Origin of the sequence: Actinomycetospora callitridis (assembly GCF_028737265.1) — a bacterium.
GTDB classification, from domain to species: Bacteria; Actinomycetota; Actinomycetes; order Mycobacteriales; family Pseudonocardiaceae; genus Actinomycetospora; species Actinomycetospora callitridis.
Genome location: NZ_JAQZAK010000004.1, coordinates 1 through 13,360, shown reverse-complemented (window position 1 = coordinate 13,360; position 13,360 = coordinate 1). Strand labels below are relative to the sequence as shown.

Genomic DNA, 13,360 nt, shown 5'->3' with positions numbered 1-13,360 from the left:
CAGGACCCCGACGTTCACCGACTCGATGGACGACACCGCTCCAGGCTACGAGCAGTTCGGGCGACACATTCACTCGATCAGAGGTAGAGGGTCGCTCGCGGCTGCGTGTGAAGGCCCTCTATGGTGACGAGCGCTGTGACGCGTGTGGTGTTTGTGACTGATGGGACGGATGGTGCTCATGCTCACCGAACGGCAGCGCGTCATCCTGCGCCAGATCGTCAGTCCGCCCTACATCTATCGATGGGCCGGGCTGCTCACGACGATCGGGCTCGTCGTCGGGGTCACGGTCGTCGTGCTCGCCGATGCGGGGCGCGAGACCGTGCTCGCCGGGAGTGCGGCTCCCGCGGTCTCCGCGGGCGCGCCTGCCGGCATCCGTGCGCGCACGGCGGAGGACGCCCCGGCACGCGGCATGCCCGGCTTCGCGCGGCCCGCGATCACGTCCTCGCTCCTGACCGTCACCGACACCGGCACCGACCGGCCCGCGGTCGCGCTCACGTTCGACGACGGCCCGACCCCGGAGTACACGCCGCAGGTGCTCGACCTCCTGGCGCAGTACGGGGTGAAGGCGACGTTCTGCACCATCGGCAACCAGGTCATCGCCTACCCCGACCTGACGCGCCGCATCCTCGCCGAGGGTCATCGGCTCTGCGATCACACGATGACCCACGACGCCACCGTCGGGTTCAACGCCCACGACCTCATGAGCCGCCAGCTCGGCACGAGCAAGGACACGATCGCCGCAGTGGTCGACCCTCCGGCCACGATCGACTACTTCCGCGCACCGGAGGGTGCGTGGACCCCGGCGCTCGACCAGGTCGCGGCGGAGACGGGCATGCGGCCGCTGGGCTGGTCGGTCGACACCCTGGACTGGACCCAGCCGGGCACCGCCGCGATCGTCGCCAGCGTGCAGCAGGGGGTGCACCCCGGTGCGGTGGTGCTCTTCCATGACGGCGGTGGCCCGCGCGACCAGACGGTCGAGGCCGTGCGCCAGCTCCTGCCCTGGCTCCAGGAGCAGGGCTACCAGTTCGTGCTGCCGAGCTGACGCCTCATCCGGCCCTCAGTGCTTCTGGATGACGGTCTCCTTCCCGCCCTCGCGCCACGTGGTGACGTGCATCTGGTCGTTCCCGACGGCCACGGACGCCGCCCCGACGATGTCCGCCCGGAAGAACTGGTCGAACGTCGCGCCGCGCAGGTCGAGCCCGATGTCCTCGTACACCGCCACGGCGAACCGCTGGTGCAGCGCCTCGTCGCGCACGTCCTCGACCCGTCCCCAGATCTTCGCGTCGCCGTCGCCGACCTGCGTGTCGACCGTCGCGGTGTGGAGGGCGAAGCGCGGATCGGCCGCGAGGTCGGCGAACTTGGCGGTGTCGGGCATGCCCACGAGCCACAGGTCGCCCTCGAGGAAGCGCGGCTCCATCGGGCTGATGCGGGGGAAGCCGTCGGGGCGCAGCGTCCCGAGCATGCAGAGGTTGCCGGTGGCGGCGTGACGACGGGTGAAGACCTCGGCGATGCGGGGCGCGGCCGCGGCGAAGTCGGTCCAGAGAGCCATGGCACCGGACGGTATAGCGGCCCCCCGACAGTCCTCAGGGCCTCGCAGGTGGAAATCTCAGGTCAGGGACCGGACGTCGGCGACGTCGTACTCGGCGACCTCGGCCGAGAGCATCGCGGCGCCCTGCTCGTCGCTGGGCCCGTTGCCGCGGAAGGCCTCGACGGCCTCCTGCGACTCCCAGCGCTCGAAGATGTTGATCCGGCCCGGGTCGACGATGTCGGCGCTCAGCGCGAAGTCGAGGCATCCGGGGGCCGACCGCGCCTGCGTGACGACGGTCGTGCACTTGTCCAGATAGGCCGCGCGGTTGCGGGGCTCGACCTCGAGGTGGCCGGCGACGATGACCATCGGTTCTCCTTCGATACTTACGAGTCCTTCATAAGGACTGTAGCGGTCCTCGCACCGTGGGGGGATGGCGGCTCGTTGGTCCGAGTGAAGCGCCGGGTGACCGATCTGTCACGCCTGGCACGATCGCCCGCTTCATTCGTAGACCGGGGGGACGAGTTGTCGCAGCCACCGACGCCGCAATGGGACGCGCAGCAGGGCCGCTGGGTCCTGCCGGAGCAGGCGCAGTACGCGCCGCCGCCCGGCTACGCGCAGGCCCCGGCCGGCCACGGTCAAGCGCCCGGCGGTCCCCGGCACGGCGGCCAGAACCCGGCGTACGGCGCTCCGCAGGCCGGCTACGGGCAGCCGACCGGTCAGTGGCCGCCGCCTCCGCCGGCCCCGAAGAAGACCCGCAAGTGGCCGTGGATCGTCGGCGGCGTGGTCCTGCTGATCATCCTCATCTCCGCGATCGGTAGCGGGGGCTCGCCGGCCCCGACCGGGACGACGGGCGCGGCACCGTCCGCTGCTCCGTCCTCGGCGCCGTCGGCCGCCGGCGGCGGTGCCGAGACCTCCGCGTCCGCGGCGTCGGGTGTGGTCTTCGAGGTGACGGGGTCGGGTCGTGCCACGTCGATCTCCTACGGGACGAACGGCGGGGTCTCCCAGGCCAACGGCGAGCGCCTGCCCTGGACCGAGTCGGTCGAGGCGTCCGACGGTTTCGGGATCTACTCGCTCACGGCGCAGTCGAACGGGTCCGGCGAGATCACCTGCCGGATCACCGTCGACGGCGAGGAGATCGCACGCCAGACCTCGACCGGTCAGTACGCCGTCGTCTCCTGCAGCGGGAGCGACACCGGCTTCTGATCGCGGTCGTCAGCTCGGGCTCAGAGCGGGACGCGGGGTCGTCCGCCGGGGGCCTCCCACGCGTCCCGCACGATCCGGTCGAGCCCCGAGCGCCGGGGCGCCCAGCCGAGGACCTCGCGGGCGCGGGTGGGGTCGACCGTGACGGCCGCGGGTTCGGCGGCGGCCTCACGGTGGCGGACGGGGACCGGTCGGCCGAGGACCCGCCCGGCCGCGGCGAGGATCGCGTTGACCGACACCGGCTGGCCGCTGCCGATGGGGATGGCGCGGTACGAGCCGGGTTCCGCGGCGTCGAGCGCGGCGACGACGGCGTCCGCGACGTCGGCGACGTGCACCAGGTCGCGCACGGCCGATCCGTCGCCGTTCACGACGAACTCGCCCGCCCCGTCGGCGGCTGCGAGGATCGCCGGGACCAGCCGGGTCCGGTCGGCGTCACCCGGCCCGGCGGCGTTCGCGACCCGCAGCGAGATCGCGCCGACCGTTCCGCCGACCGTCGCGTCGCGGGCGGCGAGGTCGGCGGCGAGCTTGGCGGCGCCGTAGGGGTGGGGCGGCGGACGGTGGTCGTCGCCGATCGCCGCGGTGGAGGCGTGCACGAACCTCGCCCCGGGGCGCAGGGCGCCGAGCACGGCGAGGGTGCCGCCGAGGTTCGTACGCCAGGTGCCCAGCGGGTCGGCGAGCGAGCCCCGGACGCGCACCACCGCCGCGAGGTGACAGACGGCGTCGACGTCGGCGAGGGCGGCGGCGACCTCGTCGGGTCGGTCGAGTGCCGCGGTCCGGGTGTCGACGCCGGCCACGGTCCCGGACCTGGTCACGGCGACGACGTCGCGACCCGCCCCGACCAGCGCGGACACCACCGCGCGCCCCACGAACCCGTTCGCCCCCGTCACCGCGACCCGCACCGCAGGAGCCTCCCAGACCGGGCCCGGGCGCGAGTGAGGCTAGCCTTACCCGTGCGCGGACCCTAGTGTCGTCACGGAACCCGGCGACACCGGAGGCGGACCGTGAGCGAGCACCAGCCCTTCTCCCAGGTCCTGCGTCGGGCGACCGCCGCGGCCCACGACCGCGCGCACCACTCCACGTACATGGCCGCCCTGTTCGGGGCGCGCCTGCCGCTGGACGACTACGCGACGCTGGTCGTGCAGTACTGGCACATCTACGGCTCCCTCGAGGACGGAGCCGACCGCTTGCGCGACCACCCGGTCGCCGGCGGGTTCGTGGTCGACGCGCTGCGGCGACGCGACGCCATCGCGGCCGACCTGGCGTACCTCCGGGGACCCGACTGGGCCGACGACCTCACCGCGCTCCCCGCGACGGCCGGCTACGTGGCGCGGATCCGCGAGACGGTCGAGCACTGGCCCGCCGGGTGGGTCGCCCACCACTACACGCGCTACCTCGGCGACCTCGCCGGCGGGCAGGCGGTCCGCGGGCTGCTCAGGCGCACCTACGGGGTCAGCGGGGACGGGTCGCGGTTCTACGACTTCGCCGCGCTCGGCCCGGTCCCGCCGTTCCGCACGCGCTACCGCGCGCTGCTCGACGCCGCCCCGTGGGACGACGTCGAGCGCGTCCGCGTCGCCGACGAGGCGTGCCACGCCTTCGAGCTCAACATCGCGATGCTCGCCGAGCTCGCCGGCACGGTGCGGCCGGAGCACCTCGCGGCGTGACTCAGCCCGAGGAGACGCGTCGGGCGATCGCGAGCCAGGCGGGCAGGTCGACGTGCCCCCCGACCGGCACGCGCAGCATCTCGGCCTGCTCCTCGTCGGGAACGCGCCCGCGGTAGGTGCTTTCGCGCAGGTCCTCGAGCGTCCAGCCCGGACGGGAGAACGCCCGCGTGAGGTCGTCGTCGGACACCTCGGGCCCGAACGCCGGGCCGGGGGCCAGGCCGAGGACGACGACGCGCCCGCCGTCGGTCACGACGTCACGCAGGGCGTCGGCGTACCGGCCCTGGTCGTCGGTGTCGAAGATGTGGAACAGGGCGCTGTCGAGCACGGTGTCGAATCCCCGCAGCTCCGACGGGTGCAGGGCGTCGGCCTCGACGAACGTCGCCGCCACGCCGCGGGCGGCGGCGATGGCGCGGGCGCGGTCGAGGGCGGCCGGGGCCGAGTCGGCGCCGACGACGTCGTAGCCGCGGGCGGCGAGCAGGAGGGTGTTCTCCCCGGTGCCGCAGCCGAGATCGAGCACACGGCCGTGGAGCAGCCCCTCGGCCTCCGCGGCGACGACGGCGGGCTGCGGTTCGCCGATGATCCACGGCGGCTCGCCGGTGAGGTAGGCGTCCTGGAAGCGGGACGGTGCGGGGGTCGACATGGGGTCCTCCGGAGATCGGGTTCGGTGCCGGGACCGAGCGTCCGACCTCGACGGGACTCGAGGTCAAGAGGCTCGAGTCCCGCCGTGGAGGTGGAGTGCAGGAGGACTAGTCGTGCGCGACGAACATCGTCACGCCGGCGCCCGCGAAGTTCGGCACATCGGCCACCGCCGCCTGGCCCGCGTCCGACTCCATCCCGCCCTGGAGGTCCTCGAGCGAGTCGAAGCCGAGCTCGGCGATGAGGTAGTACGGCGGCGTGGTGCCGTCCATCGAGGAGCAGTGCCGGTACGTGAAGGACTTGACGCCGGGGATGGGCCCGACCATCGGCGCGTGCGTCGACTCGTAGTACTTGTCGAACGCCGCCGGGTCGTCGGGGTGGTGGTAGAGGACCGTGAGGATGTGCATTGGATCACTCCACCACGCGCGACGGCCCCGGGTCCACGGAACCGTCGGGTAATGGTCCGCGGCCCCGGGGCCGTCGTGGGGAGCTGGGGAGCTCAGGCGCGGGCGTGCTTCTCGATCACGGCGCCGAGGCCCGGGAGCGCCTCGATGACGTTCTCCCGGGCCTTCGGGCGGAGCTTGCCGTAGACCGACGTGATCGCGGCGCGGTTGCTGCGCTCGGCGCGACGGTCGGTGACGGTCAGGAGGGCCTCGGAGGCCTCCTGCGGGCGGGTGCCCAGGAAGGTGCCGAAGTCACCGGCGGCCTCGGTCGTGAACGTCGCCCAGAAGGGCTCGAGCTGCTCGACGAACTCGTCGAGCATCTTGTCGATCGCCTCCGGGATGATGCCCGGCTTGACCTTCTTCACCGCGGCGTAGCCGGTCTTGACGATGCCGCCGGACAGGCCGCTCTTGTTCGCGACCTCCGCGTCGACGAGCAGCTGCAGGTCGTCGACGACGGCGCCGCGGCGGTCGGAGTCGAGAAGGCGAGCCTTGAGGGTCTCGGCCATCGGGGTCCTTCCTCGGGGTGCCAGGGAGCGGCGCCGACCGTACGGGAGGCGAGGCGTCCACGAATCGGCAGGGGGCCGTGGACGACACCGGTGTGGTTCACCCGGAGGCGAACGAAGGGCCCCTCCGCTCGGAGGAGTCGAGCGAAGGGGCCCTCCGGTCAGTGCGGACGCCGGTCGGGTGTCACCGGCTGGTGACGAACCGGTCGTCCGGCACGCAGTGGGTCATGACGAGACCGCCGACGTCCCGTGTCCCGTTGCTGCCGAGGTTCGCCAGGCGCTGCTGGTCCTCCTCGGTGAGCGTCTGGCTCTGCAGCGGCTCGAGGTGCGAGACGTCGGACGCCTTGATGCCCAGGCCGTCACCGACCCGGTTGCCCAGGTCGTCCTCGACGAGGAAGAAGTGCCAGACCATGCGCTCCTGCACGTCCCGCTCGCTCTGACCGAGCATCGTGACGAAGTTGGCGACGAGGTCGTCGCGCTCCCAGTCCTCCATGAGCAGGTAGCGCTGGCCCGCCTGCTTGTAGTCCTGCGTCAGCGGGATGCGGCTGCGGGTCAGCCGGCCGGAGATCTCCGGGCCGATCTCGTCGGCGTGCGGCGCCTGCGCCTCCCGCAGGCCGCCGTGGATCGACGGCTCGTAGTTGACGTGAGGGTTCGTCCCCGGCACGTGGTCGACGGTGTACTCCATCTGCCCGTCGCGCTGATTCGTCCCCACCCGCGTCTTCGGGGCGTTCACCGGCAGCTGCAGGTAGTTCGGTCCGACGCGGTAGCGCTGGGTGTCGGAGTAGGAGAACGTGCGGCCGACGAGCATCTTGTCGTCGGAGAACTCCAGACCGTCCACGAGCACGCCGGTGCCGAACGAGATCTGCTCGTTCTCGGCGAACTGGTTCTCGACGTTGCGGTTCAGCACCATCTTCCCGACGGGCTTGGCCGGGAACTCGTTCTCCGGCCAGGTCTTGGTGTCGTCGAGGGGGTCGAAGTCCAGCTCCGGGTGCGATCGGCTCGTCGCCCCAGGCTCCGTAGGACTCGAAGTACCCGTACGAGAGCGCGCCACGGGCGTGCACGACGCGCTCGGGGATCCGCTCGCGGTCGAAGTGGCTGATCTTCTCGAGGAACTGGTAGTTCTCCAGCGTCGCGGGCCCGCGGGCGCCGACGGTGCGCTGGTTCTGGTTGTCGTAGACCGGGTGGCCCTGCCTGGTGGTCAGCACGGATCGGTCGTCGTCGGACGTCGGTCCCTGGCCGGACACGTCGGTCATGGGGACTCCTCGTGGTGGTGGGACTGCCACGGACCGGGCGGGCCTACCCGACCGCCCACGAGCCCCAACCCGTGGCCTCAGTCGCCGTCGTGGGCCGCGAGGAACTGCTCGAGGTCGCGCCAGGAGTTCTCGCGGGCCCGGCGACCCGCGAGCACGCCGAGGTGGCCGCCGGGGCGCACGACGAAGCGCAGGTCGGGGCTCGCGGTGAGGAGGTCGGTCGCGCGCTCGACGGCGGCGACCGGCGCGATGACGTCGTCGGCACCGGCGACCAGCAGCACCGGCACCCGTACGTCGGCCAGCCGGACGGGGCGGCCGGCGAGGCGCAGGTCGTCCTCGGCGAGGTCGTTCGACCGGACGACGTGGTGGTAGATCTGCCCGAACGCGCGCCCGGGGTAGGCGGTCATGTTGGCCATGAGCAGGTCGACGGCCTCGATCTGCTCGAGGAGCTCCCGGTCGTCGAGGTGGGTCAGCAGCGTCACCGGCTTGGTCAGGTAGCGCTCGACGCTCGTCAGCTGGAACGCCCACCTCACCGCCGTCGCCGGGAAGGAGCCGAGCGTCCGGTAGGCCGTGGAGAAGATCCGCCCGCCGGTGTACTCGGCGACGGACCGGAACGGGGCCACCAGCGGCACCGCGGACACGTCGACCGGGGACGCGAAGGCCGTCACCGAGCGGATCGGGGCGCCGGAGACACCGCTGGCGGCGCAGAGCAGGGTGAACAGCCCGCCGAGGCTCCACCCGGCGAGGTGGACGGCCGTGCCCCCGTGGCGGTCCGACACGGCGTACAGGGCCGCCGGGAGGATCTCGTCCACCCACAGCTCCAGGCCGCGCCGGTCGGCCGCCCGTCCGGACGCCTCGTAGGTGACGATGTAGATCTCGCGACCGGACGCGAGCAGGTCCTCGACCAGGCTCGCGCCGCGCCGCAGGTCGAACGCGAAGTCCGGGGCCCCGAGCGGGGGCACCATCAGCAGCGGGGCGAGTGACGCGTCCGGGGCGACCGTCGGCTCGTAGCGGTGGACCGTGTAACCGTCCGCGGTGAGCACCGGCAGGCGCGGCATCCGGCGGGTGTCGGCGAGGTGGCCGTCGGTCACCAGGCGCCGGACGTTGTCCCACGCGTGGGAGGCGGAGCGCGCCGGTGCCGGCAGGACGCTGCCGTTGGTGGTGGCCCCGCTCGTGGTGGCCCCGGTCGCGGTGTCCCCGCTCGCGGACGCGGAGGCCTCGTCGTCGGGCAGCTGGTCGGCGGTCACACGGGCCGATCGTAGGGCCGCCCGTGGCGGGCGGCCGCGCGCCGTCACTCACGCGTCGTGATGCGCGCTCACGGTGGGTGACCCGATCGAGGCGGCCTGCTCGGCGTTCGCGCTGCTCGACGGGGTGATCCGGCCCATCGGCGCTGGGCCGTCCGGGCTTCGGTCGTTCCGCCCGATCGTCCGAGCCACGGTCACGTCTCCGGTGCGTTGGACGGAGTGGCGCCGCCCCGAGATGTCTGCTCGGGGCGGCGTGGCGCCCCGCGACGAGAGGACCCCCGTGTTCGAGCCCCCGTCCGAGACGCCCTGCGACCCGGTGCCCACCGCGGAGAGCGGGCGGGCGGCGCGGCGCACCCGGCTCGCGGCGACCCTCGGTGTCGGGCTCATGGGCGCGGCGTCGCTGAGCACGGCGGTCTACCAGACGATCAGCCAGTCCTCGACGACCGTCGCGATGCCCGGGGCCGTCACCGAGCTCGACACCCCGCTGCCGTGGGGCGCCCCGGCCGCGGCGCCGGTGGGGTCCGTGACCTCCTCGCCGACGATCACACCGACCGTCGCCGACCTCGCCCTGCGCTCCGAGCAGCAGCCCCTGGCGCAGCCCGCGGCACCCGGTCCCGGTGTGCCCGGTCCCGGTGTGCCAGGTCCCGGTGTGCCAGGTCCCGGTGTGTCTGCCCCGCGCCCGGTTGCCGACGCAGCCGCCGGCCCGTCGTCGGTGGTCCGCAGCGGGGGCGGTGGCGGCGGGCGCCCGACGTCCGGGACCTCGACGAGCAGCGGGGCGCCGTCGACCTCGACGGGGACGGGATCGCCGTCCTCCCCGCCGGCCTCGTCCCCGTCCCAGCCGCCGGCGAGCAGCGAGCCGTCGACCCAGCCGACGACCCAGGCGCCGAGCGAATCGCCCAGCGAGACAGCCAGCGAGACACCCAGCGAGACACCGAGCAGCAGCTCGCCCTCGTCGGGCAGCACGACCTCACCGTCGGGGGACGGGGAGGGCTGAGACGGCGGCGCGCCGCCGGAGACGCCGACGGCCCCGCTCCCTCACGGGGCGGGGCCGTTCGTCTGATCCGTGGCGCTCCCGGCGGGGCGGTCCGGTCAGCGGCGCGGGCGGCGCAGGTTGGTCCGGCGCTCGGACTGCAGGTGGTAGACCACGGCGGGCAGCACGACGAGGGCCACGAACGGCAGGCCGACCATCGGCAGCACGAACAGCAGCGCCAGGCCGACGAGCATGACGACGAGCGCGGTGACCGGACTGGTCGCGAGGGCGCCGAGGCGGACGAGCGCCGGGTGGCGACGCGCGGCGGTGCCGACGCGATCTGCGACACCGGCGAGACTCGCGGCGCGTCCGGCCGGCGCGGGCTGCGGTGCGGCGGGCACGGGACGGGGCAGGGTGGGCGTGCTGTGCGGCCAGGGGAGAGCCATCGGGGTGGGTCCGGTCCTTCGAGGTTCGTGATCCAGCGGGGGCGAGTCGGGTGCCGCGCCGGGGTGACCGGCCGTGGGGCCGGGGGGAACTCCGGGGCGTCGCGGGGATCGACACCGGGATGACGCCTGCGGCCCCAGGGAGGTTCCGCGGTTTCGGTATCGATTCGGCAACGACGGGTTCGGGCCCGCCGCCGGACGACATCTTCGTCCCTCACCCGAACGGACGGGATGACCCGGAAAGGTGATCCTGAATCCTCCTAGGCTGGCCTCGATGAGCGCCCAGACCGAGCCCGCCGCCGAGCCCGCCCTCGACCCCGGCATCCGCGCCCTGCTCGACCGGTGGACCGACGAGCCGGAGATGTTCGACGGCACCATCGACGAGTCCCGCGCCCGGTTCGTCACGCAGATGCGCGAGGCCGGGGGAGCCCCGCCGCGGGAGCCCGAGCTGGGCGAGGCCGGCGGTGTGCCGGTGCGGACGCATCGTCCCGCGACCCGGACGTCGGACGCCCTCGTGGTGTTCCTCCACGGTGGCGGCTGGGTGCTGGGCGGCGGCGACGTGTACGACGCGGCCGCGGACCGGCTCGCGGACGACCTGGGCGCGGTCGTGGCGGCCGTCGACTACCGGCTCGCCCCCGAGCACCCGTTCCCGGCGCCCCTGGACGACGTCCTCGCCGCGGTCCGGGCGCTGGTGGCCCACGGTTCGGAGCGCTACGCCCTCGTCGGCGACAGCGCCGGCGCCAACCTCGCCGCCGTGGCCGCCCTGGCGCTGCGCGACGAGGGCCGGGCCCCGGACGCGCTCCTGCTCGTCTACCCGCCGCCGGACTTCGAGGCTCGCTACCCCTCGCTGGCCGAGAACGCCGAGGGCTACTGGATCTCCGCCCGCGACGTGCGGGCGTGCTCGAAGCTCTACCTCGCCGGCCACGATCCCCGCGGCGACGCCCGGCTCTCGCCCCTGCGTGCGCCCTCGCTGGCGGGGCTGCCGCCCACGATCGTCGCGACGGCCGGCTTCGACCCGCTGCGCGACGCCGGGCACGCGTTCGCCGACGCGTTGATCGCGGCAGGTGTCGACGCCCGCCGCCGCGAGCACCCGGGCCTCGTGCACGGCTTCTACGGCTTCACCGCCGTGCCGGCCGCGGACGCGGCGGTGTCGGCGCTGCACGCCGAGCTGGCGCAGGTCTTGGCGTGATAGGAACAGTCCATTCTGACCGTTTGCAGCAGGGAGCGACCCCGTGAGTGCACCGTCATCCGGTGAGGCCATCGACCCGACGACCCTGACCGTCGGAGTGCTCGGCGGCACCGGCAACCAGGGCAAGGGCCTGGCCCTGCGCTGGGCGGCCGCGGGGATCCGCGTGATCATCGGCTCCCGGGTCGCCGAGCGCGCCGAGAACTCGGCGAGCGAGTACTGCGAGGCCACCGGCGTCGATCACGTGCGCGGCACGGACAACGCGACGTGCGCCACCGAGGCCGACGTCGTGCTCGCCGCGATCCCGTGGGAGTCGCACGCTGAGACGCTCCAGGGCCTCACCAAGCCCCTCAAGGGCAAGATCCTCATCGACTGCGTCAACCCGATCGGCTTCGACAAGAAGGGGCCCTACCCCCTGCCCGTCGAGGAGGGCAGCGCCGCCCAGCAGGCCGAACAGCTGCTGCCCGAGACTCGCGTGACCGCGGCGTTCCACAACGTCTCCGCGGTCCTGCTCGCCGACCTCGACCAGCCGAAGGTCGACTGCGACGTCCTCGTGCTCGGCGACGACCGCGAGGCCACCGACGTCGTCCGCGCCCTCGCCGACGCCATCCCCGGCGTGCGCGGGGTCTTCGGCGGGCGGTTGCGCAACGCCTACCAGGTCGAATGCCTGACGGCGAACCTCATCGCGATCAACCGCCGCTACAAGGTCCACGCCGGCATCAAGATCACCGATCTCGATGGCTGACGCCACGTGAGGGATCCGGGTCGTCCCGACGACCCGGATCCCTCCCGGGGCCGGAGGCCCTCACTTCAGCGGGTCGTGGCCCCAGTTCATGAGCGAGTAGCGCCACTTCGAGGTCTCGACGTCCTCCTTCGACGGCTTCTGCTTCAGGTGCCGCGCGACGTAGCCGTGGACCTTCTTCATGGCGGCGAGGTCGTCGTCGTCGAGGTCGTCGGCCTTCTTCTTCTGGATCTCGACGATGCGCCGGCCCATGTAGTGGCCCGTCGACTCGTCGGAGTCGCCCGACGACTGGCCCACCGACTGCGACTCGTCGGTCCCCAACCACTTCTCGAGCTCCCCGGGGTCCATGTTGACGACCTCGTCGAACTCGTCACGGATCTGCTGCGTGTCCTTTCCGGCCATGGCCCGCGTGTACCCGGGTCCGGGCCTCGACACCTCCGGATACTGGGTCGATGCGGGTCGGGCCCGGAGCGGCGCCGCTCGTCGGACGCGACGACGAGCTCGGTGTCCTGGTGGGCGCGGCCCTGTCCGGGCCCGGCGGGGTCACCCTCGTCGCCGGCGAGGCGGGCAGCGGGAAGACCCGGCTGCTCGACGAGGTCGCCGGCCGGGCCGCCGCGGCGGGCGCGCGGGTGCTGCGCGGGCACGCGGTGCCCGGGGGCGGCCCCTTCCGCCCGCTCGCCGAGGCCCTGACGGCCGCCGCGGGGCCGGCCCTCGCGCAGGACGAGCGGATCGCACCGTTCCGGGCCGTCCTCGCCCGCCTCCTGCCCGCCTGGAGCGCGGGCCCGGCCGACGGTGGCGCCGGCCCCCACCTCGTCGACCCCGTCCTGGTGCTCGGCGAGGCCGTCGGCGAGCTGCTCGGGGTGATCGCCGGGTCGGGGCGCGCCGTCGTGGTCCTCGACGACCTGCACTGGGCCGACCGCGACACCCTCGCGGTCCTCGAGTACCTCGCCGGGCGCCTCGCGGCCACCGACGTCCGGGTGCTCGGCGCGATGCGCTCCGACGAGCGACCGCCGGACGGGCTGACGCCGCTGCGCCGCGCCCGGGTCGCGACGGTGGACCTCGGGCGCCTCGGCCCGTCCGACGCCGCCGCCCTCACACGCGCGGTGCTCGGCGACGAGGCCGCCGACGACGTCCGCGACCACGTCCTGACCGCCGCGGACGGGCTGCCGCTGCTGGTCGAGGAGCTCGCGGCCCGCCTCGCCGACTCGGGGGCGATCGTGCGGCGCGACGGCCGCTGGCACGCATCGGGCCCGCTCGCGACGGAGGTGCCCGAGGCGTTCGCCGATGCCGTCGCCGACCGCGTCGCCACCCTCGCCCCCGGTGATCGCGACGTCGTCCGCGTCGCCGCCCTGCTCGGTCGGGACCTGCCGTGGGACCTGCTGCCGGCGGCCACCGGGACCGACGCGGCGACAGCTGCCGCGGCCCTGCGTCGCGCGGTCGACGCCCGCCTGCTCGTCGCCACGGCCGACGGCGGGCTGCGCTGGCGCCACGCGCTGACCCAGGACGCCGTGCTCGCGGCCCTGACGGGCCCCGAGCGCTCGGTGCTCGCCGCCG

At 73.9% G+C, this 13,360-nt stretch carries 17 protein-coding genes and 1 pseudogene; 6 read left to right on the top strand and 12 right to left on the bottom strand.

The window, feature by feature from the left end:
- Window positions 1–160 precede the first annotated feature (160 nt).
- Entirely contained in the window at window positions 161–1,042 is an 882-nt protein-coding gene (locus tag PH191_RS14430) for a polysaccharide deacetylase family protein (protein WP_274195320.1), read from the top strand.
- Window positions 1,043–1,057: 15 nt separating this feature from the next.
- Here PH191_RS14430 and PH191_RS14425 read toward each other — a convergent pair whose 3' ends face one another.
- The gene (locus tag PH191_RS14425) at window positions 1,058–1,549 is read right to left on the bottom strand and encodes a pyridoxamine 5'-phosphate oxidase family protein (RefSeq protein WP_274195319.1); all 492 of its coding nucleotides are present in this window, start codon (window positions 1,547–1,549) and stop codon (window positions 1,058–1,060) included.
- Window positions 1,550–1,606: 57 nt separating this feature from the next.
- On the bottom strand, window positions 1,607–1,894 hold the full coding sequence (locus PH191_RS14420) for a putative quinol monooxygenase (RefSeq protein WP_274195318.1): 288 nt from the start codon (window positions 1,892–1,894) through the stop codon (window positions 1,607–1,609).
- Between the two features lie 156 nt (window positions 1,895–2,050).
- On the opposite strand from PH191_RS14420, the gene PH191_RS14415 reads away from it, so the two are divergent.
- A complete protein-coding gene (locus PH191_RS14415; protein ID WP_274195317.1) occupies window positions 2,051–2,731 on the top strand; it encodes an MmpS family transport accessory protein in 681 nt (226 codons plus the stop codon).
- Between the two features lie 20 nt (window positions 2,732–2,751).
- Here PH191_RS14415 and PH191_RS14410 read toward each other — a convergent pair whose 3' ends face one another.
- Window positions 2,752–3,627 carry an NAD-dependent epimerase/dehydratase family protein gene (locus tag PH191_RS14410; RefSeq protein WP_274195316.1) on the bottom strand — a complete coding sequence of 292 codons (876 nt, stop codon included), beginning with the start codon at window positions 3,625–3,627 and terminating at the stop codon, window positions 2,752–2,754.
- A 102-nt stretch (window positions 3,628–3,729) separates the two neighbouring features.
- On the opposite strand from PH191_RS14410, the gene PH191_RS14405 reads away from it, so the two are divergent.
- Window positions 3,730–4,389, top strand: coding sequence for a biliverdin-producing heme oxygenase (locus PH191_RS14405; protein WP_274195315.1), 660 nt, complete (start codon window positions 3,730–3,732; stop codon window positions 4,387–4,389).
- Window position 4,390: 1 nt separating this feature from the next.
- Here the strand turns inward: PH191_RS14405 and PH191_RS14400 are convergent, their stop codons facing one another.
- The 8 genes and pseudogenes from PH191_RS14400 to PH191_RS14370 form a co-directional block, all read right to left on the bottom strand.
- Window positions 4,391–5,029, bottom strand: a complete 639-nt coding sequence (locus PH191_RS14400) for a class I SAM-dependent methyltransferase (protein WP_274195314.1) — start codon at window positions 5,027–5,029, stop codon at window positions 4,391–4,393.
- 106 nt (window positions 5,030–5,135) lie between these two features.
- Window positions 5,136–5,432 carry an EthD family reductase gene (locus PH191_RS14395; RefSeq protein WP_274195313.1) on the bottom strand — a complete coding sequence of 99 codons (297 nt, stop codon included), beginning with the start codon at window positions 5,430–5,432 and terminating at the stop codon, window positions 5,136–5,138.
- A 92-nt stretch (window positions 5,433–5,524) separates the two neighbouring features.
- The gene (locus PH191_RS14390; protein ID WP_274195312.1) at window positions 5,525–5,974 is read right to left on the bottom strand and encodes a DUF6918 family protein; all 450 of its coding nucleotides are present in this window, start codon (window positions 5,972–5,974) and stop codon (window positions 5,525–5,527) included.
- A 181-nt stretch (window positions 5,975–6,155) separates the two neighbouring features.
- Window positions 6,156–7,022 (bottom strand): catalase, encoded by an 867-nt coding sequence (locus PH191_RS14385; RefSeq protein WP_274195311.1) that lies wholly within the window; start codon window positions 7,020–7,022, stop codon window positions 6,156–6,158.
- A 22-nt stretch (window positions 7,023–7,044) separates the two neighbouring features.
- Window positions 7,045–7,224: pseudogene (locus PH191_RS30105) on the bottom strand (catalase); the annotation flags it as partial.
- 77 nt (window positions 7,225–7,301) lie between these two features.
- Window positions 7,302–8,468, bottom strand: coding sequence for an alpha/beta fold hydrolase (locus PH191_RS14380; protein ID WP_274195310.1), 1,167 nt, complete (start codon window positions 8,466–8,468; stop codon window positions 7,302–7,304).
- A gap of 411 nt (window positions 8,469–8,879) precedes the next feature.
- The gene (locus PH191_RS14375; RefSeq protein WP_274195309.1) at window positions 8,880–9,428 is read right to left on the bottom strand and encodes a hypothetical protein; all 549 of its coding nucleotides are present in this window, start codon (window positions 9,426–9,428) and stop codon (window positions 8,880–8,882) included.
- 126 nt (window positions 9,429–9,554) lie between these two features.
- Entirely contained in the window at window positions 9,555–9,836 is a 282-nt protein-coding gene (locus tag PH191_RS14370) for a hypothetical protein (protein WP_274195308.1), read from the bottom strand.
- A gap of 316 nt (window positions 9,837–10,152) precedes the next feature.
- Between PH191_RS14370 and PH191_RS14365 the strand changes: the two genes are divergently transcribed.
- Both PH191_RS14365 and npdG read left to right on the top strand, forming a co-directional pair.
- On the top strand, window positions 10,153–11,067 hold the full coding sequence (locus tag PH191_RS14365; RefSeq protein ID WP_274195307.1) for an alpha/beta hydrolase fold domain-containing protein: 915 nt from the start codon (window positions 10,153–10,155) through the stop codon (window positions 11,065–11,067).
- A 43-nt stretch (window positions 11,068–11,110) separates the two neighbouring features.
- On the top strand, window positions 11,111–11,809 hold the full coding sequence (gene npdG / locus PH191_RS14360; protein WP_274195306.1) for an NADPH-dependent F420 reductase: 699 nt from the start codon (window positions 11,111–11,113) through the stop codon (window positions 11,807–11,809).
- 60 nt (window positions 11,810–11,869) lie between these two features.
- On the opposite strand, the gene PH191_RS14355 is transcribed toward npdG, so the two are convergent.
- The gene (locus PH191_RS14355) at window positions 11,870–12,208 is read right to left on the bottom strand and encodes a DUF3140 domain-containing protein (protein WP_274195305.1); all 339 of its coding nucleotides are present in this window, start codon (window positions 12,206–12,208) and stop codon (window positions 11,870–11,872) included.
- A 50-nt stretch (window positions 12,209–12,258) separates the two neighbouring features.
- Between PH191_RS14355 and PH191_RS14350 the strand changes: the two genes are divergently transcribed.
- A partial coding sequence (locus PH191_RS14350) for an ATP-binding protein (RefSeq protein ID WP_274195304.1) occupies window positions 12,259–13,360 on the top strand: 1,102 nt, incomplete at its 3' end.